This is a genomic window from Chryseobacterium sp. C2(2020) (assembly GCF_014218915.1).
GTDB classification, from domain to species: Bacteria; Bacteroidota; Bacteroidia; order Flavobacteriales; family Weeksellaceae; genus Chryseobacterium; species Chryseobacterium mucoviscidosis.
The window spans coordinates 79,818-102,153 of the sequence record NZ_JACLCT010000006.1 but is presented as its reverse complement, the minus strand read 5'-3'; the positions used below and the strand labels follow the sequence as shown (position 1 = coordinate 102,153).

Here is a 22,336-nt window from a genome sequence, read left to right as displayed (position 1 = left end):
CGATTTTCTTCTTCGTTGATTTTTATTTTTACGTAATAAAAACTAATGTGACTGAAATTAAATCATTTCCGCTACAATCTCCCCGATTTTCGGAGCCAACGCAACGCCCATTCCCGAAAGGCGGACTGCGCAAAACTGTCTTTCTGAAAGTTGTTTTACAATCGGTGTTTTTTCGGTTCCCATTGCCATAATTCCTGACCAGCGATGAGCGATTTCAACATTTTGATCGGGTAAAATGACTTCTTTCAAAAAATTTTCAAGATGATTCTGCAAAAATTCTGTGGTTTCAAAAGATGTGGTTTCTTCTGTTTTAAAATCCTGATTTCTTCCGCCTCCCAATAAAATCCGGTTTCCGAGATTTCTGAAATAATAAAAACCTTCATCATAATGAAATGTCCCTTTTAATTTCAGATGTTCAATCGGTTCCGTTAGAATAATCTGTCCTCGAGCCGGAATAATTTCTTCCTTGTCTAAAAATCTTGAAGCAAAAGCATTCGTACAGTGAATTAACTGATCTGTCTTCACAGAAAGATTTTTTGAAAGATGAACTTCAATTTCATCTGAATGTTCCGTGATATTTTCAGCTTCGGTTCCGAAAAGAAATTCAACTTTTAATTCGTGACACTTTTCCAGTAATTTTTGAAGGAGTTTCCCAGAATGAAGGCTTCCTTCACACGGATTTTCAATGAGATATTGAGATTTTCCCAAACCAAATTCCTGAATTTTATGTTGGCTTAAAAAATAGGTTTCTTCAACATTGGTAATGGATTTCAGCTTTTGATTCACTTCATCCATCTTTTGTAAAGGCTCATCATGGTTAAGAATTTCAAAACCGCCATTCAGATCAAAATCTATTTCCGAATTTTTAAAATAGTGCTGAATTTTCTGCAAACCGTCTAACCTCATCTTTACAAGGTCTAGTGTTTTTTTCCAGCCCATTTTTTCAGAATCGGCAATTATTTCCGTTAAACTTCCGAAACACGCAAATCCTGCATTTCTCGTGGAAGCGCCCATCGGAACAGAATCTCGTTCAATGATCAAAACAGATTTTTCGGGATATTTTTCTTTAATGGAGATTGCCGTCCAAAGTCCCGTAAAACCGGCTCCGATAATAATAACCTCGCGTTTTCTGTAAAAAGTTTCAAGTTCCCAGATGCTGTTCATAAGTAATTTGTAGTGAATGGTTAACGGTGAATTTGCTTTGCTTATGAATTTTTTTAAACTCTATAATTGACTTAAGTTTGATTTAAAACAATACAAAAACCTTAATAGAATGAGACTTTAGTCCAAACTCATATTTTAATTTTTATTAAACTCAACTTATGGTAATTTATTTAAACACATAAGTCACATAAGATTAAAATCAACTTGAAATTATAGGTAAGAACACTTTAGTTTCTGAAAATCTTTGATTTTCCTTATGTGATCTTCTATTCAATATTTAGTTAAAAACTCATGTGACTTATGTGTTTAATTTAAATAGTTTGTAAATCATTTAAAATCAACAAATAACCTGCAACGCAAAATTCAAAAACGAAGAAATTCCCTTTTATCCCTGACTTCCCTCTTCTTCGCCGTTATGATGAAATCCGATGATTCTTCTTGGTTCTTCAACTGCTTTGTAAGTATCCAGTTCTTTTTTAAGATTCTGAATTCTCTGCTGGAACTGATCGAAATTATTGATGATCGCATCTGCTAAAAATCTCGCAATCTGATCCAGATATTCTTCCGTCAGTTTCGCTGCTGCATCTCTTAAAGCTCCTTTTAAAAGTTTCTGATCGATCTTTAAATTCTCGTTCCGTGTTTTCTGATATTCGTTTTTAATTCTCTTTTTCAGACTTTGGGTAAAATCGATGAGCATCGTATTGCTGAATACTTTCATCTGTGAAGAAACCTCATTCCAGAAAGGAATTTTATCGGCTTTGTTGTTTTTTAAAATCTTAAACAGCAAAGAATCTTTTTCAAGATTTTTTGTCATCGCATATAAAATGATTTCAGATCTTTCCGCAAGATTGGGCGGAAAAACAGGAATCATGACATCGAATCTTCCGGGAGCCAGAATTTCTTCATTAATTTCAGAAACGGAATTTGCAGATCCTACCATTAAAAGATTCCCCTGCTCAAATTTCGAAATATAGTGCAGAATAAGTTCCTGTGTTTCCAGATTACAGGAAGCAACATTATTGTCTGCTTTCCTTGCCATCATAATTTCATCAAAGTCTTCCAGAAACAGCAGAATTTTATCTTTTTTCATAATGGTTACCAGAAAATCATTGAAATTGGTCTGAATTCCGTCTACAAAAGAGGTTCCGAGGTAATGTTTTTTAACTTCTTTAAATTGATAGCCGATAATTTCCGCAATTTTATTTGCCCAGAAAATCTTGCCGCTTCCGGGAGGACCATACAGAATAATTCCGGCAGGTTTGTTGATTCCCCAGTCTTTAATCTGCTGCGGATTTAAAAACGGTTCCAGAACGCCTGAAATATAGAAGAAAAGATCTCTGTAGCCGATGAAATCTCTTTTTTGAAGGCTGGTTTTATGCCCGAAATAATTGTACACAAACTGATAATTTCCGCCCAGTTTGTTATCGATTCCGTAGCTTGAAATGGAGGATTTGAAGAAACCGTTGTCGAAAATATTCGGATCGGCTTCTTTAATGGCTTTTTCTATTTTTTCTTTGGGCTGATTGATGGTTTCCGCAATCTGTTCCAGTGTTTTTGTTTTGTCTAAATCTTTTTCGTAAAGTTTTAAAAATTCGATGTTTTCGCGCGCAAACTTTTCAAAATCTTCTTTTACTTCAAAATTTGTGCTTATGCATTCTACGAGCTCAAGATCAAAATCCTGAATAAACTGTTTGATCGCTTCTGCTGAAACGTTAAGTTCTTTTGCCAGTTCAATTAACTTCATAATTCCCTATTAATTCTATCAAATTTAATGTTTTTAGAAATTAAATTTTACGGATTGATGATATAATTTGTAACAAAACGTGAATTATATACACTACTACTATGTAAAACAAATTACATGGAAAAAATTTTATCAGTAAAGAATCTGACTAAAAAATTCAAGAGAATCGTGGTAAACAATATCTCCTTTGATGTGGAAAAGGGGAATGTTTACGGACTTTTAGGACCGAACGGAAGCGGAAAATCCACCACTTTCGGGATGCTGCTTTCTACGATTAACCCGACAAGCGGAGAATGGTACTGGTTTGGAAAAAAAGGAACTGATCCGGATACGCTGAAAAAAATCGGGGCGATTATAGAACAGCCTAATTTTTATCCTTATCTGAATGCGGAGACGAATCTTAAAATTGTTGCCGAAATTAAAGGAACGCCGTATTCCAGAATTGATGAAGTGCTGAAAACGGTTAATCTTCTGGAAAGAAAAAAGGATCCTTTCCGAACGTATTCTCTGGGAATGAAACAGCGTCTTGCGATTGCTTCGGCGATGCTGAACAATCCGGAGGTTCTTATTCTGGATGAGCCTACAAACGGTCTTGATCCTGAAGGAATTATCCAGATCAGAGATATCATCAATAATATTGCAAAACAGGGCATTACGATTATTATTGCGAGTCACCTTCTGGATGAGATTGAAAAGATATGCAGTCATGTAATTGTTTTGAAGGAGGGAAATTCCATCTATTGCGGGAGGGTGGATGAGATGACCGCCAATAATGGTTATTTTGAATTGAAAGCAGACAACAATACATTGCTTTTAAATGCACTGAATGAGCTGCAGTGGTTTACTGCGGTAAATCCGGAAGGCGATATTCTGAAAGCACAGATCCGTGATGATGCTTCTATTTCGGCTTCGGCGCTGAACCAGAAACTGGCTGAAAAAGGGATTTTCTTATCTCATTTAACCAAGAAAAAACTGTCTCTTGAATCTCAATTCCTTGAACTTGTAAAAAACACAAAATAATCATGCTGAAATTACTAAAACTAGAATATTACAAAAACCTGAACTACAGACCGTTTAAGGTTTTTACGATCTTATATTTTGCGATTCTTATTACTTTGCTTTTCGTCGGACTGGTAGATTTTGATGCTTTCGGAGGAAAGATTAATTTGAAAGAGCAGGGAATTTACAATTTTCCGGGAATCTGGAATTTCACAACATGGATTGTGGCTTTGCTGAAGATTTTCTTAGGATTAATTATTGTTTTTTCGATTTCGCAGGAATTCAGCAACCGGATGTTTAAGCAGAACACAATTGACGGTTTAAGCAGAAAGGAATTCATCAGCTCTAAATTGTTAACGATAAGCATTTTCACGATTATTTCCACAGTTATTGTATTTGCGCTTACTTTGTTTTTAGGGTATCAGTATTCCGATACGACAGATTCAGGAAAAGTTTTTGAAGAGGTTTTCTTTATTGGCAACTACTTTGTGAAGCTGTTTACATTTTTCTGTTTTCTGATGTTTCTTTCGGTTTTGCTGAGAAAATCGGTCTTTGTTTTTCTTGCATTCTTTGTTTTATGGGTTGCAGAAAGTATTTTGTCGACCATAGAAGTTTTTTCAAAAGTAAGAGGAACACAGGAAGCGGAACGATTAAAGATTATGAAAGACGATTTCTTCATCAGTCATCTTTTTCCGCTGGAAAGTATGTCCAGTCTTATTCCCAATCCGATGATGCGTTTAAAAGCGGCGCAAATCTTTGGCGGAAAATATGAATTCCACTACCCTACCGAAAGTTTAGTTGCGTGTCTGGTTTGGTGTGCGATTTTTATTTTCGGGTCGTACTGGATTCTCAGAAAGAAGGACTGGTAATTGATTTGAAACATTCAACACAATATATTCAGATTATTTTTTAAGTGGTTCGTTTTTACGGATCACTTTTTTTGTTTTTTGGCTTAAAATTTTCATTCAGATGAAATTAAATTATAACCATGAGAAAGATCTATTATTTTCCGGGACTGATCAGTGCTTTGCTGATTCCTGTTTTGTTTTGGTATTATGGGAATATGAAACTTGAAGAAGCTAATCTGCGTGTTATAGATATAGGAATTCCAGCGAAGCTTACAGGTAATAATTATCTATATAGCTTTGAACCTTTAAGAAACTGGGACTATAAACAGATAAAAGTTAATCCTAATACAGTTAAAGAAAATTCTAACTTGTATGTTTCGGAAATGAAAGCTCTTCAGAAAAGAAATCAAAAAGAAACAGGAATTGAGTTCATTCTTGATAAAAATAATACTTACGGAGACTTTGCTTCTTTACTAAATGATATGGAAATTGCAAAACAGGACACTTATGCTTTTGATATAGAAAAAACAGGACATGTATTTGCAGTTCATTATTATAAGGATCCAAACGCAAAAGAAGTTGAATGCCTTCTTTGTAATGATGCCATTTATACTTATGCAGAACCAACTTTTAAAGATAAATTTTTCAAACTTCCAAAAGAAGCTTTTTTCATTATTTTTGGATTTCTACTGTTTTTAAATATTTCCATGTTCAGCATTAAGGAAAATCTTCAAACTAAAAGAACGTTTGCATGAAAAAGATCTATTATTTTCCGGGACTGATCAGTGCTTTACTGATTCCTGTTTTGTTCTGGTATTACGGTAGCCAAAGAACTCATGAACAATACACCGTGATGGATCTGGGACTTCCCGCTAAACTAAAAAAAGAAAAGGAAAATTCATTGAATACTTTTGAACCTTACAGAAAATGGAATTACAAAAAGATTGTTGTAAAGCCCAATACCGCACTTCAGAATCAGCCATATTATGTCTCCGAATTAAAAAAACTTCAGGCAAGAAATGAAAAAGAAACCGGAATTGAATTTGTAATTGGAGATAAAAATAATTATCAGGATTTTATCGCTTTAATTGATGCAATGAAGATGGCAAAACAGGAATCCTATGGGGTTGATGTTGAAAAAACCAATCATTTTTTTGCTGTTCATATGTACAAAGATCCGAAGGCTGTAGAAAGAGAAGCTATTTGTGGAGGAGTTGTAGGAGGCGAGCATCACGAAAAGAAAATCGCATTGAATTTTTTTAATCCAGAGACATTTATTAATCATGTTCCTCTACAAACGTATTACATCATCTTTGGATTTCTACTGTTTTTAAATATTTCCATGTTCAGCATTAAAGAAAATCTTCAAATTAAAAGAACGTTTGCATGAGAAAGATCTATTATTTTCCGGGACTGATCAGTGCTTTGCTAATTCCTGTTTTATTCTGGTATTACATTCATCCATATATTGATAAAACAGTTTATAATGTAGTTGATTTTGGACTTCCTATGAAGCTGGCAAATGATAAAGGTAATTTTAATTCAACCCTTGAACCCCTAAGAAGCTGGAATTTCAAAAAAATAAAAGTTGGTTCGGGAAAAGCAAAAGAAAATTCATCTTTATATGTTTCTGAAATTCAAAAACTTCAAAAAAAGAATGAAAAGAATACGGCAATTGAATTCATTTTAAATAAAGACAATACTTATGGAGATTTTGTGTCTTTGCTAAATGATATGGCTATTGCAAAACATGAAAGTTATGCTTTGGATTTAGATAAAACAGGAAATTTTCTGGTTCCGGTAATCTATAAAACTCCTGTAATTATAGAAGAATCTGAATGCCTTTTGTGTAATGATGTTATCACAGATTATTATGAACCGACTTTCAGTAATGAAATTTGCGATTTTATTAACCGACAATATTATCGGACAATTTTTGAAAATGCATCAAAACTTCCAAAAGGCGCATACTACATTTTATTTGCTTTTCTATTATTTCTGAATATTTCCATGTTAAGCATTAAGGAAAGATTTCAGCTAAAACTTCAATAGATTCTTCACTTCGTTCTGCTCCTTTCTGAATGACGGGGTACTAAATTTAAAGTATAAACAAAAAAAGGCTGCCTTTCGGCAGCCCCTTCAATCACCTCTTCACTTAACACTTACTTTTTATCTTTATCGAGTAAAGAAATATATTCTCCGTAACCTTTTTCCTGCATTTCTGCTTTTGGAATAAACTTCAGGGAAGCTGAATTGATGCAGTAACGAAGTCCGCCTTTGTCTGCAGGACCGTCATTGAAAACGTGTCCCAAATGCGCATCTCCTGTTTTACTTCTCACCTCCACTCTTGTCATTCCGTGAGAACGGTCTAACTTCTCTTCGATTAATTTTTTGGTAATCGGCTTAGAAAAACTTGGCCATCCACAACCGGATTCGAATTTATCGGTGGAGATAAACAAAGGTTCTCCTGTCGTAATATCTACATAAATTCCCTCTCTGGTTTCGTCCCAGTATTCGTTCTGGAAAGCTCTTTCCGTACCGTTTTCCTGAGTAACGTTATACTGTTCGGCAGTCAGTTTCTCTTTTAAAGCTTTTTTATCCTGCTTCTGATATTTGGTTTCGTTAGTTCCCTTTGTTTCTTTTTTGGGCGGATTGGCATTTCTTGCCATTTCAAACAATCCCGGTTCGATGTGGCAGTATCCTCCCGGATTTTTATCCAGATAATCCTGATGGTAATCTTCCGCTTTATAGAAATTCTTTAAAGGAATAGTTTCCACCACAACAGGTTTGCTGTAATTTTTAGCCAGTTTTGCCACTTCAGCTTTTACGATCGCTTCCGTTTCTTTGTCTGTGGAATAAATTCCTGTTCTGTATTGGTTTCCTCTGTCATTTCCCTGTTTGTCAATGCTTGTCGGATCTATGGTTTTAAAATATAAATCGATTAATAGTTTTAAATCTACTACTTCAGGATCATATTTCACTTTTACGGTTTCGGCAAAACCTGTGGTGTGGCTTACTACTTCTTCATATGTAGGATTCTTTTTATTTCCGTTGGCATATCCTACCTCTGTTCCTACTACTCCGCGAACCTGCTGAAAAAAATGTTCGGTTCCCCAGAAACATCCTCCCGCAAAATAAACTTCTTTTACATTTTTGTTGTCCATAATGGTCTCATTTTCTTTTTTATTTTCTGTGGATTTTTGCTTGGCATCTCCACAGCTTGTCGCAAAAACTGCTATTCCCAGTACTACACTGAGCAGAATTAGTATGTTCTTCATTTTTATTTTATTATTCATTTTTTCACATTTAAAATCATTAAACCAAATCCTAAAAGCATCAGATCTTTTACGATAAAAAAATCTGTTACAGGAATTCCGTCTACCATTTTCCAAACTCCGGGAGTTGTAAATAAATAGCTCAAAGTAGTAAGGAAGGTAACGATCATTCCGATGGCGGCGTACTTTCTGAGTGATGCAAATTTCACACTAAAAATTAAAAGTAATGCAATGATAATTTCTATCACTCCGATAGCATTAGACACTGCCTGAATGCTTACAATATCATATACGAAAAAAGTAAGGAAATGGTTTTCTACCAAAGGTTTTATCGCGTTCGCTTCTGTGGGTGTGAATTTGAAAATTCCGATCCAGAGCAGAATGATGGCAGCTCCGAAAAGTGAGATGTAATACCCTGCTTTTCCGGCAAGGTTTCTGTTATCGATTTTAAGTGTAGTTCCGTTCATTTTTTAAGATTTTGAGTTAATACTTTGTTATTTTCAAAAGTATAGTCGGAACGTTTTCAAAATCCTGACAAAAAATTTCTTAAATATCTAATTTTTTAATCATTTTTTCTTTAAAATCCTGAATTTCAGAATCCTGAATTTTACTTTTTTCTTCATTAAAAAGTTTTCTTTTTAAAATTTCATCTAAAATTTCCAGCTTTTCTTTATAAGCTCTGCACCATTTACAGATTTTCAGATGCATGGAAAGTTTTCGATTCTCTTTTGAAGAAATGTTACCTGCGTTTCTCTTTTCCATGAGCATGGTTGCTTCACTGCATGGTAAAAATAGGATATGGATTAGTTTTTTTAACATTTTAAAAGCATTTATAATTGAGCAAACCAGTTAAATTCCAGACATTCTCTGAGCTGCATTCTGCCTCTCTGCAGAATCTTCCAAAGATTAGTCGTAGAAATATTCAGTTCCTGACTTACTTCGGGTGCTTTTTTTTCTTGAAGATAATACATTTTCATCGGAAGTTTCCACCGAACGGGCAATTCTTCCAGGCAATCCTCCAATGTTGTATTAAATTCTGTATCATCTAAAAGTTCTGTTTCTTTATTTTCAGCATTCCAGTCATTCAGCACATCGTCATTTTTCCACGATCCGGTTTCATCAAAAAAATGATCCAAACTTATCTGTGGTTCCGATTTGTATTTTTTGCGGTAAAAATCAGCAACCTTTCTGTTTAGAATCGTCATTAACCACGTTAAAGGCTGACTTTTCCCTTCAAAAGATTCGTATGACGAAAAAGCAGAGATAAAAACCTCCTGAACAATGTCTTCCGCCTCCACTCTATCCGACAGCAGATAAACTGCTCTTCTCAACAACTGCCCGGAATACTGATCGATCCAGTTCTTAATGGTTTCATTTTTTGTCATTGATTTAAATTTATAAAAAAATCAGCACATTTTTACAGTTAAAAACGAATATAGAAAGTTAAATGGTAAACTGCAAAGTTTTCATCAAACTTATCTGAACGTTGTATTTGTCATGCTGAAAGCATCTAAGCAATAATATCAAACACAAATGTCACAAATCCTGACACCAATAACCCGATTCTGATAAAATTATATCTCGTGTTGCGCAATTTAAATACTTTCAGCATGACAAATGATGCTTTATTATGATAAATAGTGAAAATTATGATCGCGATTTAGCCCCGATTGTAATGAAAATCCCGCAGTGAAGCGGCGGAGCAAAGCGGAGCCGCGCAATGAGGAATTGCAATGGAAAGCGGGAAAAAGCTCCTGAAAATGTTTCAGATTATTATACAAATCTTAGCAAAAGTATCAAATATTTAAAACTAAATCACTCAAAAACATTAAATTTGCATCTTATCAAAATTGTAAAAAGCAAAGCAATATATAGTATTATGACATCACAAGAGATTCGTCAAAAATTTTTAGATTATTTTAAAAGTAAAGAACACCTTATCGTTCCTTCGGCTCCTATTGTGCTGAAAGACGATCCTACCCTAATGTTTTCCAACTCGGGAATGACGCAGTTTAAAGATTATTTTTTAGGTTACAAAGAGCCTAAAGCTCCAAGAATTGCCGATACCCAGAAATGTTTAAGAGTTTCCGGAAAGCACAATGATCTGGATGATGTAGGTAGAGATACCTATCATCACACCATGTTTGAAATGTTGGGGAATTGGTCTTTTGGTGATTATTTTAAAAAAGATGCTATTGCTTTTGCCTGGGAATTGCTGACGGAAGTGTACGGAATTCCTAAAGAGAATCTTTACGTAACCATTTTCGAAGGAGATGCTTCCGAAAATTTGGATAGAGATCAGGATGCTTATAATTTCTGGAAATCCCATATTTCTGAAGACAGAATCATCAACGGAAACAAAAAAGACAATTTCTGGGAAATGGGTGCAAGCGGACCTTGCGGACCGTGTTCTGAAATTCATGTTGACCTGAGAACTCCGAAAGAAAAAGCTAAAGTTTCCGGTCTTGAATTGGTGAACAATGACCATCCTCAAGTGGTGGAAGTCTGGAATCTCGTTTTTATGGAATTCAACAGAAAAGCTGATGGTTCTTTGGAAAAACTTCCTGCGCAACATGTTGATACCGGAATGGGCTTCGAACGTCTTTGTATGGCGCTCCAGGGAAAATCCTCCAATTATGACACGGATGTTTTCACCCCTTTGATTGCTCAAGTGGAGGAACTTTCAGGAAAAAAATATACCGGAATTTTAAAAGACGAAAAGGATATTGCGATCCGTGTTGTGGTAGATCACATCAGAGCGGTTTCTTTTGCCATTGCAGACGGACAATTGCCTTCAAGCGGAGGTGCAGGTTACGTTATCCGAAGAATTTTAAGAAGAGGAGTTTCCTACTCTTACAGATTCTTAGATATGAAAGAACCTTTCCTTTATAAATTGGTTGCCGTTCTTCAGGAACAAATGGGTAAATTCTTCCCTGAACTTGAAAAACAGGGAGCTTTGGTTACAGAAGTGATCAAAAGCGAAGAAGAATCTTTCTTAAGAACCATTGAAAACGGATTGATAAGAGTTGAAAAATTAATTCAGCAGACCATTGAAAGCAATTTGAAGGTACTTCCAAGCAATGAAGTTTTTGAATTATATGACACTTACGGTTTTCCGGATGATTTGACGAGAATTATTGCTGAAGAAAAAGGCTTAACGATTGATGAAGCAGGTTTTGAAGCGAGAAAGAAAGAGCAACAGGATCGTTCAAGAGGCGGCGCTGAACAAAAAGTTCACGACTGGGTAATTCTTGAGGAAAAAGCAGAAAATTTTGTAGGCTACGACCAATTAGAATCTGAAACTTACATTACAAGATACCGAAAAATAGAAAATAAAGACGGAGAATTTTATCAGGTGGTTCTAAGTGAAACGCCTTTCTATCCGGATGGCGGTGGACAGGTTGGAGATAAAGGTCTTCTTGAAAATGCCACGGAAAGTTTTGAAGTTCTGGAAACCAAAAAAGAAAACGGACTGATTATTTCATTAATTAACGGTCTTCCTAAAGATGCAGGAGCTGTTTTCTATGCTAAAGTAAATGCAGCGGAAAGAAAAAATTCTCAGGCAAACCACTCTGTAACGCACTTACTGCATGAAGCGTTAAGAGAAGTTCTGGGAACACATGTGGAACAGAAAGGTTCTTACGTAGGTCCCGATTATCTGCGTTTCGACTTCTCCCACTTCAACAAAATGACGGAAGAAGAACTGGCTTTGGTTGAAAATAAAGTGAATGCTAAAATCAAAGAAAGTATTGCATTACAGGAATTCAGAAACATCCCGATTCAGGAGGCTTTAGACAAAGGTGCAATGGCTTTGTTTGGAGAAAAATACGGAGATAATGTAAGAATGATCCAGTTTGGAAGCTCGAAAGAACTTTGTGGAGGAACTCACGTAAAAAATACCAGCGAAATCGGTCATTTTAAAATTCTTTCCGAAAGTTCTGCCGCAGCAGGAATCAGAAGAATTGAAGCGATCTCCGGAGATGAATCTGAAAAATATTTCAAAAACCTTGAAAAGCAGGTTGCTGAACTTTCTCAGTTGTTAAAATCCAAAGATATCATCCGTTCGATTGAAAAACTGATGGAAGAAAATGCTTCTTTAAAATCTGAAGTGGAAGCTTTCAAAAAAGAAAAAGCAAAAGGAGAAATCGGCGACTGGAAAAATGCTTACGAACAAAAAGGCGATAAGCAGCTTTTGGTAAAGAAAACGTCTCTTGATGCAGGTTCTGTAAAAGATATCGTATTCCAGTTGAAGAGAGAAATCCCGACTTCAGTAACGATCATCCTTTCTGATGCAGACGGAAAACCAATGATTACCGTGGGTGTTTCAGATGATCTGGCTGCAAATTATCAGGCAGGAGCAATCGTAAAAGATTTAGCGAAAGAAATCCAAGGCGGCGGCGGAGGAAATCCGGGCTTTGCAACGGCAGGAGGAAAAAATCTTGAAGGTCTTGAAAATGCCTATCAGAAAGCTTTGAATATTTAGACAAACTTAAAACGTCAATAAAGTTATTATAAGAAATCAGTTGTACCATCTTTGCGTACAGCTGATTTTATTTTTAACAAAAGATTATATTTTTTCGTACCGTTTTGTAACCTTCTTATTTTTAGTTTTGTCTTAACTATAAAAAAGACTAATGACAAAATATCTATCATCCCTGTTTTTGTTTGTTTCGGTAGTGTTTTTCGCACAAAATCAGCTGAAAGTGATCAGTAAAGCGGACAAAAAACCTGTTCACAATGCAGCGGTTTACTGTGATGACGCACTTCTTGGGAAAACCGACTTTAACGGAAATGTATCCTTCAAAACAAAATGTAAAAAGGTAGAAATTCTTGCCAGCAATTTTCAGGATGTGGTGGCGGATGTAAAACCTTCTATGGAAGTTTCTATGCAGCCTTTGTCTGAAAAGATGGGAAATATAGACAAAATTATCATTCAGGATAAAAGTGATCCGCGAGCATTGAGAATTTTGGATGAAGTGAATAAAAGAGCCAAGGAAAATTCACCCAAATCATTGGACTCCTACAATTTTAAATCGTATTCCAAGTTTTCTATTGATGTAGATAAAGATTCTGTGGATACTTACAAAACCTTTTTGGCAGTAAGAAAAGACTCGCTTTCTAAGGTTGATAAAAAAGACCTTAAGCAAACAGAAAAAGAGAAAAAAGATTCTTTGATCGGAGAAGATCTTATTGAGGCGACCACCGAAAGCCAGTTGTTTCTTTGGGAGAAAGCTGCAGAATACAAATATTCTAAAAGTTTCGGGGAAAAAACCAATATCATTGATAACAGAATGTCGGGGTTCAAAAATCCGATTTATGAGGCTTTAGCCATCAATATTTCTAATCTTGACAGAACTCCGAGACAGCTTAGACCGGAGAACAGAAAATTATTCAATTTTTATCTTTCCGATACTTTACAGCTTGACGGAAGAAAAACTTTTGTGATTAAATTCAAGGAAATCACCGACAAAAAGAAGCAGAATCCGAGAAAATTCAACGGGAAAATCTATATTGATTCCGAAACTTATGCTTTGAAAAAATTTGAAAGCCAAAGCAAAAAGCGGAATGAAGGAGATATTGTTTCGGTTTGGAAACCTATTGACGGAAAGTGGTTCTTAGACTACGAAAACATCAAAGTAAAAATGGGAAGCCAGAGTTTTGAGACTTCTAAAAAAGACAGTCTGAAACCAGGAGAAAAAACGAAATACAACAAAAAGAATTTCGGAAATTATCTGTATGTGAAAAACCGTTTCTTCGATTTTGAGATCAATAAAGAACAAAAAGCATCCGAATTCAAAGGCTACTCTCTTGAAATGAAAAACTCGGACGGAAGTCTCCTTTCCCAATACAGAACCGACAGTCTTACCGCGAGAGAAAGTGCAACCTATACCAAAATAGACAGTTTTGTGGAAAAGCATGATTTTGAGAAAAAGCTGAATACTTTAACCCAGCTTTTAAGAGGAAATCTGCGATACAAATTCATCGATTTTGATCTTACAAAGTTCTTCAGCTATGATAAATACCAAGGTCTTCGTCTGGGAGCAGGAATCAAACTGAATGAAAAATTCAACAAAACATTTTCTCCGGACGGCTATTTCGGGTACGGATTTAAAGATCATACATGGAAATATGGTTTGGGTCTTGATGTGAAATTATCAGATAAAAGAACTTCCATTTTCAGGATCGATTATGTGGATGATGTGTTCGCAGCAGGAAGATTCAGCAATCATATGTGGGACATGATGATGAAATTTTCAGACATCAATCTGGATCTTCACAACTCAACTTTCTACAAAAACCAAAAATGGGGAGCTTCTTTCCTTTATGATATTTCGAATTCTTTAAGTGTGAAAATTGCGGTGAATAAAGAGAAGCAACAGGATCTTTTTGATTATCAGTATAAAAATCTGGGCAGCAGTTTCGACAATACAAGTGCAACGTTATCCTTAAAACTCTCACCGAATGACAAAAATATCATGACGCCAAGCGGAAAGTTTACTTATGAAAAAGGATATCCACAAATCTTCATGAATTATGAAAAAGGATTCGAAACTTTAGGAGGAGATCTGGATTATCACAGAGTGGATGCGTTAATTATTCATCAGTTCAGATCAAAATTAGGATATACGAACATCAAACTTTTCGGAGGAATTTCTTCAGGAAATGCACCGATCTGGAAAAACTTTGAAATCGCAGGACAAACCGATGCGAACAGAGACAAATGGACTTCGAGCATTACGACACCTTCCAATCTGGGATTTGCAACCATGCCTTCGGGAACATTTTTTACCGATAAATTTGCAGCCTTCAAGATATCCCAGTCTCTTCCTTTCAGGTTTAAAACTTTCGGATCAAGATATTCCAGTATCGAACTCGAATATCAGGCGGCGATCGGAAACATGAAAAACAGACAGGATCATCAGTTCCAGTTTCAGGTGCTGGATCATTATTATCAGGAAGCCGGAGTTATCTGGAACCGTTTTCTGGGAAGAAACTTTGGGGTAGGATTTTCTTACCGTTTAGGATATTATCAGACTTCAGAATTTAAGGATAACTTTGCAATCAAACTGAGATTTAACCTGTTAAACTAAGCCGTATTTTTAAATAATTATCTGCAAAATAGAAACAGAAGCTTTCGGGTTTCTGTTTTTTTATTATCTTTCTGAAAAAATAACCATGAAACATATGCTTACTGAGTGTTTCTCTGCAATATTAATTTCTTCTAATACAAAAAGAATCCCGTCCTTTGATTGAAGATAGGGAGTTTGAGCCTTATTTTTTAAAAGATATTTCCAAAGAATGATCCCATTAATATCAATTAACAAAACTTTTGCGGGACAATAAATATTAGTAATTTTGGCAAGGTTTTCTATGAAAAGGATTTTACTGTTTCTATGTTTTTCAATCTGTATTTTTGGTTTTTCACAATCGAAAGTTACTTCTATTGAAACCGTTATCATCGAAGACAAAAGTGATCCGAGAGCACTGGAAATCCTTAATAAAGTGAATCAGTATTTCCATGAGAACTCTCCCAAAACGCTGGATTCCTACTATTACAAATCTTACGAAAAAATTTCTCTCGATATCGACGAAGACAGTATTTCTCAGTACAACAAATTCTTCGAAGAAACCGGAATGTTCAAAAAAAAGCGGGAAAAAGATTCTTTAAACAACATTACCGCGCGAAAAATATTCTCGAAAAGCAAACTGTTTCTCTGGGAAAGAGCGCAGGAATTTCTGTATTCTAAAAAATACGGTGAGAAGATCAATATTCTGGATAACAGAATTTCCGGTCTCAAACAGCCTATTTATGAAATGATCGCGCTTCAGCAGAGCAACAGAGACAAAATCCCGGATCAGATTAAAAAAGAAAACCGAGGACTGTACCGTTTCTTTCTTACCGATACCATTGAAATAGACGGAAGAAAAAACTTCGTCATCCGTTTCCGGGAAGTGAATTACAAAAAGCCCGATAAAAAAAGAAAATACAACGGTGCTATTTATGTAGATACCGAAACCTACGGCGTAAAAAAAATTGAAAATTTCAGCAAGAATAAAAACGACGGAATTATTACCAGTTCGTGGATTTTTTTCAACAACAAATGGTTTCTGGCATATGAAACCGTAAAGCTGAAAATGAGTGATATGCAGATGGAAAATGAAAATGCTGAAGAAAAAACCGATAGGAAAAGTAAAAAAACTTTCGGAACCTACGCTTTTCTCACATCGCGGTATTTTGATTATCATTCCCCTGCGGAAAATAATCAAAATGACTTTAAAGGCTACACTTTTTCAGTAAAAAATATTGACGGAAAAACTTTAGACCAATACAGAACCGATCCTCTTACCGAAAGAGAAAAAAACACCTATAAAACGATCGACAGTCTTGGAAAAATCTATAATATCGACCGTAAGGCAAGAGTTTTGGGCGGTCTGTTTCTTAACGGACAGATTAAAGTAGGTGTCGTTGATTTTGCAGTGGATGAAATCGTCAATTACAATCTTTATGAAGGTTTCAGAGTTGGATTAAAAGCAAAACTTAATGAAAATTTCAATCCGTATTTTTCTCCGGATTACCTTTTTGCTTACGGTTTTAAGGATGATAAATGGAAATACAGGATTGGTCTTGATATCAAAACAACGTTGGAAAAAGACTCGTATTTCCGGTTGGATTATTATGATGATGTGACGGCTTCCGGTGAATTTTACAGAAGACTCTGGAGCTTTAAAATGAGAACGGCAAACTATGGAAATAACCTGAACAACGACCGTTATTACCGTTACAAAGGAGCTTCTGTGTCTTACCTGAATGATGTTACCAATGGATTAACACTGGTTTTTGCCGCACGCAGAAATCTGGAAGAAGCGATGTTCGATTATTCTTTCCGTGGAAGAGGTCCTTCTTTTGATAATTTTAATACCCTATTTACACTAAAATATTCCCCAAATTCTACGAACATTATGACGCCGCAGGGAAAATCGCTGATCGATCAGAAATATCCCGAACTGTACTTTAATTATGAACAGAGCTACAAAATTTTTGGCGGAGATTTCAATTATACCCGATTTGATGCGCTTTTAATTCATAACTTTAAAACCATGTTTGGAACCACCGGCTTCAGACTCTACGGCGGAATGGTTTTCGGAGAGGCTCCAATCTGGAAAAATTTCACCATGAATGGGCTTGCTTCTTCCAGAAAAGATTTTAATTTCAACCTGACTTCTTTCCTCGGATTTGCAACTCTGGAAGGCGGAAAATATTACAATGACCGGTTTATTGCGTATTATTTCACGCATAAAATTCCTTGGTATTTTAAAAGTTTTGGGCAGAATATTTCAAGTTTCGACTTTGTGTTAAGAGGAACAACGGGAAATATGAAACATCCGGATTATCATCAGTTCAGATTCCGTCCTTTGGATCATCTTTATCAGGAAGTCGGTCTGGAATGGAATAATTTTCTTTCTACCTACTTTAATCTGGGATTATTTTACAGGGTTGGATATTACACCACTCCTAATTTTAAACAAAATTTTGCAATTCAGTTTAAATTAAAGATTCTGGATTTTTAAAAAATGAAACCGTTAAATAAAAGATAATGCAGAAAATCGAAATAAAAGCAGATCAGTTTTTCGAGTTATTAAAATTAAAAGATACCTCGATGTGGGAAATCTTTACCCAAATGATCGATGGAAACGAAAAGGAAATCATCTTTCTGGATAACGAAAATAAAATCCTCTTCAATTATATTCTTCCTTCCACACCGGAAAAAATGGAAGAAGACCGAAAAGAATTTTCAAAACAGTTTGCAGATAAGCTTGCGAATCTGAATTAAACTTTTAGACACGTATTTCTTCTTATTTAAAGTTTAACCTCAACTTAAACTTCATTTTTTGTTTATTTTGTGTTAAATTTTAAAAGTGTAATCAAATCATTAAAAAATTCAAGATGAAAAATTACCTATTATCTGCAATCAGTGTATTTATTTTTGGGACTTTTACCGCTCAATCCTATCAAAAACCTCTGGTTTCTGCTATTAAAGAAGGCGATCTTCGCAAGGATATGTATGATCTTGCAGCCGATCAGTTTCTGGGTCGAGAAGCAGGAACTTTAGATGAGCTTAAAGTATCAATGTGGCTTGCTGACAGAGCCAAGGAAGCGGGAATGAAACCAGCCGGAGACAACGGAACTTTCTTTCAGTTTTTTGATATGTACAGACATCAGGTAATTCCGCAGAGCAGTCTGAAAATTGGTGACAATTCTTTAAAATTATGGAAAGATTTTCTTGTTGCGGAACCCGTAAATGCAGACATTGATTCTGAAATTGTTTATGCCGGAAATGCCGAACCTGAAGATTTATCAAAATTAAATATTAAAGATAAAATTCTCGCCGTAAATGCATCTGATAAGAATATTGAAAAGGAAATGACGCTTTTCGTAAGAAGATATCCCGGTTTTGTAAGAACAAAATACTATAACAAAGCATCTGAACTGGGAGCAAAAGGAATCATCTTCATTACAGACGAAACATCGGATAAAAGCTGGGTTGAAGTTTTACCGCAAATGACCAGAGGTTCTTACGGAGTTGAAGGTTTAAGAGAAAGTGTAACGAATAATATTCCGGTTTTATGGATTAAAAGAGAAAATTCTGACTGGGTAAAAAACAATCCTAAAATTTCGCTGCACCTCATCACAGAAACGTATAAATATCCTTCCGTAAACATCATCGGAAAAATAGACGGTACAGATTCTAAACTTAAAAACAAATATGTCTTAATCAGCGGACATCAGGATCACGACGGAATAAGACATCCTGTAAAAAACGATACAATCTATAACGGCGCAGATGATAACGCAAGTACCTGTGTTGCAATGTTGGCAATGGCAAGAGCCTATAAAAAACAGCCTTCAAAACGCAGTATTCTCTTTGTTTTTCATGGTGCTGAAGAACGAGGTTTATTGGGTTCGAGATGGCATGCAGCGCATCCTGTTGTGCCAAAAGAAAATATTGTTGCCGTTCTCAATGGTGATATGATCGGGAGAAATGATAATAATGAAGCTGCGCTTCTGGGAGGAAATTCGCCTCACAAAAATTCTGAAGAATTGGTGAAAATGGCTGAAGATGCCAATAATGAGAGTACGAAATTCAGATATCTGAAAGATTGGGATTCGCCGAAGCATGCAGAATATTTTTATTTCAGAAGCGATCATTTACCCTATGCAAAAGCAGGAATTCCTGCAATATTTTTCACGAGTGTTCTGCACGATCAGTATCACACGCCGCAAGATGAATCGGAAAACATTAATTACAAAAAGCTGTATAAAATGACGGAATGGATGTACCGAACTTCATGGAAAGCAGCCAATGAAACCGAACGTCCGAAAGTGATTTCTAATTTTACACTGGAAAGATAAATTTAGTGACATAAAAAAGCTGTCTCAAAAGTCAGTTTTTTGACTTTTGAGACAGCTTTTTTGTTTTTTAATCATGAAAATCCGACGATTCGGACTATTTAATTTCTCAAAAATCTATTTAAAGTTTTCTTAGCTTCCAAAACATCATGAACTCTCAAAATTTTTGCGCCCTGCTGCAAAACTTTCAGATGGAGTTTTTGAGTTTCTTCATTAATGTCCAAAGGAGATTTTCCTAAAGGTTTATAAATGAAAGATTTTCTTGAAATACCGATCAGTAAAGGGAATTTTCCGAATCCTAAATACTGTACTTCGTCAATCATTTTCATTTGATCTTCCACTGTTTTACCAAATCCAAAGCCGGGATCAAGGATCAGATCTTTCACTCCTAACTTTAGCAATTCTGCCGTTTTTTCTGAGAAATATCGATTTTCTGAAAGAATAATATCTTCAAATTGTATCTTATCGTGCATCGTCTCATAAGTAGGATTTACGTGCATCAAAATGTACGGCAGCTTTGTTTCTGCAACAGTTTCAAACATTTTATCATCAAACTGACCGCCGGAAATATCATTGATCAGATCAATGCCCTCATTAAAACCAAATTTTACGGTTCCGGAATAAAATGTATCCAAAGAGATCAAAGCTTCCGGAAATTCCTTTTTAATTAGAGAAATGATATTTCCGATTCGTCGGATTTCCTCTTCAGAAGTCAGAAATTCGGCATTCGGTCTTGTGGATTGCGGTCCGATGTCGATGATTTCAGCACCATCTTTCAGCATTTTTTCAGTCTGTTCCAGCGCAGATTTTTCATTGTTAAATTTTCCGCCGTCTGAAAAAGAATCCGGAGTGAGATTGAGAATTCCCATGATTTTCGGGGCTGATAAATCTATTAATCTTCCATTGCAGTTGATGGAGTGAAAGTGTTCAAAGGTTTGAGTGTTGGAGAATGACAGAGCTGGGAAGACGGATGGTTTATGAGTAAACATTTTGGAATTACGAATTGAGTTTATTCTACAAAAATAACATAAAAAAGAAATGCATAAATCTGAAAATATCATTTAAATGCCCATTAACTGCGCCACACATAAACGCTCTCCCTCAAACTCATAAACGCTCTCACCCAAAAACGCCCAAACTCTCCTATTCCGAACCCCTCCAACACACAAAAATTCGTATATTTGGAAGATTAAGAGAATTTATGTCAGAAACATCAGTACAGTTCGGGAAAGTTATCAGTCAGTGCCGCGAATTATTCAGCAAAAAATTACAGGATTACGGCGCAGCTTGGAGGGTTTTAAGACCAAGCTCAATTACGGATCAGATTTACATTAAAGTCAACAGAATCCGTACGTTACAAATGACTGACAAAAAAATGGTGGACGAAAGTGAAGAGGATGAATTTATTGCCATTGTGAACTACTCCATTATCGGACTGATTCAGCTTGAAAAAGGTTTCTCCAACGATTTTAATGAAAATAAAGAAGAGATTTTAGAGCTTTACAATCATTATGCAGCCGAAGCACAGCAATTAATGGAAAGAAAAAACCATGATTACGGTGAAGCCTGGAGAGATATGAGAGTTTCCTCCATAACAGATCTCATTTATCAGAAAGTTTTGAGAACCAAGCAAATTGAAGATAATCAAGGAGTTACTATCGTTTCCGAAGGATTGGACGCTAATTATTTTGATATGCTGAATTATGCGGTTTTCTGCCTGATCAAATTTTCTGAAAAAGCAACCCATGTAGAATAAAAAAACAAATTAATTATGATAAAAGGTTTATTACGATTCCTACTTGCGATTATTTTCATCCTTTCAGGGTTTGTAAAAGCGGTTGATCTGGTTGGTTTTTCTTTCAAAATGGAAGAATACTTTGCCCCGAATGTTTTTAATATGCCGTTTTTCGAGAAATTTGCACTGCCGCTTTCCATATTTGTAGTGGTTTTGGAACTTCTTCTGGGCTTTATGCTTTTAATTAAACTGAAACTTAAATTCACGCTTTCTGCATTAATTGCACTTTGTATTTTCTTTGGTTTCCTTACCTTTTATTCTGCCTATTACAATGTGGTAACAGATTGCGGATGTTTCGGGGATGCCATTAAATTTACGCCTTGGCAGAGTTTTATTAAAGATATTGTGCTTTTAATCGGGTTAATTGCTGTTTTCATTCTTTACAGAAAAGAATTTAAGAAAAAAGATGCGTACAGCTACAGTGCAAAAAAAGAGACAGGAAATAAATTCAAATATATTCTTCTGGGCGTTTTTTCTGTTGCGATGATTGTGGTGGGTGCTTATGGAATTATTCATGAACCTGTTATCGATTTCCGTGATTATAAAATCGGAACCGATCTGAAAACGGAAAAAATTAAGATTGCTAAAAATCCTTTTCAGTATAAAACGTTTTACTCCCTGAAAAACTCTAAAACAGGAGAAGTTATAAAAGTGAATCAGGATGATTATATCAAAAAAACAGAATATTGGGCAGAAGGATCGCCCTGGAAAATAGAAGACGGAAAAAATGAATCTGTTCTGGTAAAAGAAGGCTACAAATCTGAAATTGCAAAATTCAAGCTTGAAGATACATCAGGAACAGATCTTACTCAGCAGATTATCAATACTCCGAAAGCTATTTTAATTTTCACGTACTATCCGCAAAATGTTTCTCCGGAAGTTATTAAACAGCTTGAAGCTAAAGTAAAAACTCAGGGTACAACTGCTGTTTATGGGGTTTCAACGCTTCCGAATACTTTTAAAACCATTAAAAATTTGATGATGGATGCTACAGCAATTAAAACCATCGCAAGAAGCAATCCTTTTGTACTGGTTTTGGAAAACGGAAAAATTGTTGACAAACAGCCTGCAAAAGATTATCTGAAATAAAAAAACACTAAA

19 protein-coding genes are annotated in these 22,336 nt (G+C 35.4%); 12 read left to right on the top strand and 7 right to left on the bottom strand.

What is annotated here, in order from left to right; genetic code table 11:
- Positions 1-57: 57 nt before the first annotated feature.
- On the bottom strand, positions 58-1,164 hold the full coding sequence (locus H6W52_RS05610; RefSeq protein ID WP_116096423.1) for an NAD(P)/FAD-dependent oxidoreductase: 1,107 nt from the start codon (positions 1,162-1,164) through the stop codon (positions 58-60).
- Between the two features lie 385 nt (positions 1,165-1,549).
- On the bottom strand, positions 1,550-2,908 hold the full coding sequence (locus H6W52_RS05605; protein ID WP_116096425.1) for an AAA family ATPase: 1,359 nt from the start codon (positions 2,906-2,908) through the stop codon (positions 1,550-1,552).
- Between the two features lie 117 nt (positions 2,909-3,025).
- Here H6W52_RS05605 and H6W52_RS05600 point away from each other — a divergent pair, with 117 nt between their 5' ends.
- The 5 genes from H6W52_RS05600 (at position 3,026) to H6W52_RS05580 (ending at position 6,807) form a co-directional block, all read left to right on the top strand.
- On the top strand, positions 3,026-3,928 hold the full coding sequence (locus tag H6W52_RS05600; protein ID WP_076392438.1) for an ABC transporter ATP-binding protein: 903 nt from the start codon (positions 3,026-3,028) through the stop codon (positions 3,926-3,928).
- 2 nt (positions 3,929-3,930) lie between these two features.
- Entirely contained in the window at positions 3,931-4,776 is an 846-nt protein-coding gene (locus tag H6W52_RS05595) for an ABC transporter permease (RefSeq protein ID WP_116096427.1), read from the top strand.
- A 119-nt stretch (positions 4,777-4,895) separates the two neighbouring features.
- On the top strand, positions 4,896-5,510 hold the full coding sequence (locus tag H6W52_RS05590) for a hypothetical protein (protein ID WP_116096429.1): 615 nt from the start codon (positions 4,896-4,898) through the stop codon (positions 5,508-5,510).
- Positions 5,507-6,145: a hypothetical protein gene (locus tag H6W52_RS05585; RefSeq protein WP_116096431.1), complete on the top strand. Its 639-nt coding sequence runs from the start codon at positions 5,507-5,509 to the stop codon at positions 6,143-6,145. The genes H6W52_RS05590 and H6W52_RS05585 overlap by 4 nt, the downstream gene beginning before the upstream one ends.
- Positions 6,142-6,807, top strand: a complete 666-nt coding sequence (locus H6W52_RS05580; RefSeq protein WP_116096433.1) for a hypothetical protein — start codon at positions 6,142-6,144, stop codon at positions 6,805-6,807. The genes H6W52_RS05585 and H6W52_RS05580 overlap by 4 nt, the downstream gene beginning before the upstream one ends.
- A 110-nt stretch (positions 6,808-6,917) precedes the next feature.
- On the opposite strand, the gene msrB is transcribed toward H6W52_RS05580, so the two are convergent.
- The 4 genes from msrB to H6W52_RS05560 form a co-directional block, all read right to left on the bottom strand.
- The gene (gene msrB, locus H6W52_RS05575; protein ID WP_087711546.1) at positions 6,918-8,033 is read right to left on the bottom strand and encodes a peptide-methionine (R)-S-oxide reductase MsrB; all 1,116 of its coding nucleotides are present in this window, start codon (positions 8,031-8,033) and stop codon (positions 6,918-6,920) included.
- A 14-nt stretch (positions 8,034-8,047) separates the two neighbouring features.
- The gene (locus H6W52_RS05570; RefSeq protein ID WP_116096435.1) at positions 8,048-8,497 is read right to left on the bottom strand and encodes a DUF417 family protein; all 450 of its coding nucleotides are present in this window, start codon (positions 8,495-8,497) and stop codon (positions 8,048-8,050) included.
- A gap of 79 nt (positions 8,498-8,576) precedes the next feature.
- Positions 8,577-8,849, bottom strand: a complete 273-nt coding sequence (locus H6W52_RS05565) for a hypothetical protein (protein ID WP_116096437.1) — start codon at positions 8,847-8,849, stop codon at positions 8,577-8,579.
- Positions 8,850-8,860: 11 nt separating this feature from the next.
- Positions 8,861-9,415: an RNA polymerase sigma factor gene (locus tag H6W52_RS05560; RefSeq protein WP_116096439.1), complete on the bottom strand. Its 555-nt coding sequence runs from the start codon at positions 9,413-9,415 to the stop codon at positions 8,861-8,863.
- 494 nt (positions 9,416-9,909) lie between these two features.
- Here H6W52_RS05560 and alaS point away from each other — a divergent pair, with 494 nt between their 5' ends.
- The 5 genes from alaS (at position 9,910) to H6W52_RS05535 (ending at position 19,443) form a co-directional block, all read left to right on the top strand.
- Complete coding sequence (gene alaS / locus H6W52_RS05555) at positions 9,910-12,513, top strand: alanine--tRNA ligase (protein WP_116096441.1); 2,604 nt, start codon at positions 9,910-9,912, stop codon at positions 12,511-12,513.
- Positions 12,514-12,664: 151 nt separating this feature from the next.
- Positions 12,665-15,121, top strand: a complete 2,457-nt coding sequence (locus H6W52_RS05550; RefSeq protein WP_116096443.1) for a DUF5686 family protein — start codon at positions 12,665-12,667, stop codon at positions 15,119-15,121.
- A 280-nt stretch (positions 15,122-15,401) separates the two neighbouring features.
- Positions 15,402-17,600 carry a hypothetical protein gene (locus tag H6W52_RS05545; RefSeq protein WP_116096445.1) on the top strand — a complete coding sequence of 733 codons (2,199 nt, stop codon included), beginning with the start codon at positions 15,402-15,404 and terminating at the stop codon, positions 17,598-17,600.
- A gap of 26 nt (positions 17,601-17,626) precedes the next feature.
- On the top strand, positions 17,627-17,863 hold the full coding sequence (locus tag H6W52_RS05540; protein WP_116096447.1) for a hypothetical protein: 237 nt from the start codon (positions 17,627-17,629) through the stop codon (positions 17,861-17,863).
- Between the two features lie 113 nt (positions 17,864-17,976).
- Complete coding sequence (locus tag H6W52_RS05535; protein WP_116096449.1) at positions 17,977-19,443, top strand: M20/M25/M40 family metallo-hydrolase; 1,467 nt, start codon at positions 17,977-17,979, stop codon at positions 19,441-19,443.
- 98 nt (positions 19,444-19,541) lie between these two features.
- Here H6W52_RS05535 and folP read toward each other — a convergent pair whose 3' ends face one another.
- Entirely contained in the window at positions 19,542-20,309 is a 768-nt protein-coding gene (gene folP, locus H6W52_RS05530) for a dihydropteroate synthase (protein ID WP_116096451.1), read from the bottom strand.
- Positions 20,310-20,641: 332 nt separating this feature from the next.
- On the opposite strand from folP, the gene H6W52_RS05525 reads away from it, so the two are divergent.
- Together H6W52_RS05525 and H6W52_RS05520 are read left to right on the top strand one after the other, a co-directional pair.
- Positions 20,642-21,196 carry a DUF1599 domain-containing protein gene (locus H6W52_RS05525; RefSeq protein WP_116096453.1) on the top strand — a complete coding sequence of 185 codons (555 nt, stop codon included), beginning with the start codon at positions 20,642-20,644 and terminating at the stop codon, positions 21,194-21,196.
- A gap of 15 nt (positions 21,197-21,211) precedes the next feature.
- Positions 21,212-22,324: a BT_3928 family protein gene (locus H6W52_RS05520; RefSeq protein WP_116096455.1), complete on the top strand. Its 1,113-nt coding sequence runs from the start codon at positions 21,212-21,214 to the stop codon at positions 22,322-22,324.
- The last annotated feature ends 12 nt before the right edge of the window (positions 22,325-22,336 follow it).

Excerpts from the sequence above, each read along its gene's own strand:
- H6W52_RS05610 (WP_116096423.1), bottom strand. The coding sequence starts at position 1,164 with ATGAACAGCATCTGGGAACTTGAAACTTTTTACAGAAAACGCGAGGTT.
- H6W52_RS05605 (WP_116096425.1), bottom strand. The coding sequence starts at position 2,908 with ATGAAGTTAATTGAACTGGCAAAAGAACTTAACGTTTCAGCAGAAGCG.
- H6W52_RS05600 (WP_076392438.1), top strand. The coding sequence starts at position 3,026 with ATGGAAAAAATTTTATCAGTAAAGAATCTGACTAAAAAATTCAAGAGA.
- H6W52_RS05595 (WP_116096427.1), top strand. The coding sequence starts at position 3,931 with ATGCTGAAATTACTAAAACTAGAATATTACAAAAACCTGAACTACAGA.
- H6W52_RS05590 (WP_116096429.1), top strand. The coding sequence starts at position 4,896 with ATGAGAAAGATCTATTATTTTCCGGGACTGATCAGTGCTTTGCTGATT.
- H6W52_RS05585 (WP_116096431.1), top strand. The coding sequence starts at position 5,507 with ATGAAAAAGATCTATTATTTTCCGGGACTGATCAGTGCTTTACTGATT.
- H6W52_RS05580 (WP_116096433.1), top strand. The coding sequence starts at position 6,142 with ATGAGAAAGATCTATTATTTTCCGGGACTGATCAGTGCTTTGCTAATT.
- msrB (WP_087711546.1), bottom strand. The coding sequence starts at position 8,033 with ATGAAGAACATACTAATTCTGCTCAGTGTAGTACTGGGAATAGCAGTT.
- H6W52_RS05570 (WP_116096435.1), bottom strand. The coding sequence starts at position 8,497 with ATGAACGGAACTACACTTAAAATCGATAACAGAAACCTTGCCGGAAAA.
- H6W52_RS05565 (WP_116096437.1), bottom strand. The coding sequence starts at position 8,849 with ATGTTAAAAAAACTAATCCATATCCTATTTTTACCATGCAGTGAAGCA.
- H6W52_RS05560 (WP_116096439.1), bottom strand. The coding sequence starts at position 9,415 with ATGACAAAAAATGAAACCATTAAGAACTGGATCGATCAGTATTCCGGG.
- alaS (WP_116096441.1), top strand. The coding sequence starts at position 9,910 with ATGACATCACAAGAGATTCGTCAAAAATTTTTAGATTATTTTAAAAGT.
- H6W52_RS05550 (WP_116096443.1), top strand. The coding sequence starts at position 12,665 with ATGACAAAATATCTATCATCCCTGTTTTTGTTTGTTTCGGTAGTGTTT.
- H6W52_RS05545 (WP_116096445.1), top strand. The coding sequence starts at position 15,402 with ATGAAAAGGATTTTACTGTTTCTATGTTTTTCAATCTGTATTTTTGGT.
- H6W52_RS05540 (WP_116096447.1), top strand. The coding sequence starts at position 17,627 with ATGCAGAAAATCGAAATAAAAGCAGATCAGTTTTTCGAGTTATTAAAA.
- H6W52_RS05535 (WP_116096449.1), top strand. The coding sequence starts at position 17,977 with ATGAAAAATTACCTATTATCTGCAATCAGTGTATTTATTTTTGGGACT.
- folP (WP_116096451.1), bottom strand. The coding sequence starts at position 20,309 with ATGGGAATTCTCAATCTCACTCCGGATTCTTTTTCAGACGGCGGAAAA.
- H6W52_RS05525 (WP_116096453.1), top strand. The coding sequence starts at position 20,642 with ATGTCAGAAACATCAGTACAGTTCGGGAAAGTTATCAGTCAGTGCCGC.
- H6W52_RS05520 (WP_116096455.1), top strand. The coding sequence starts at position 21,212 with ATGATAAAAGGTTTATTACGATTCCTACTTGCGATTATTTTCATCCTT.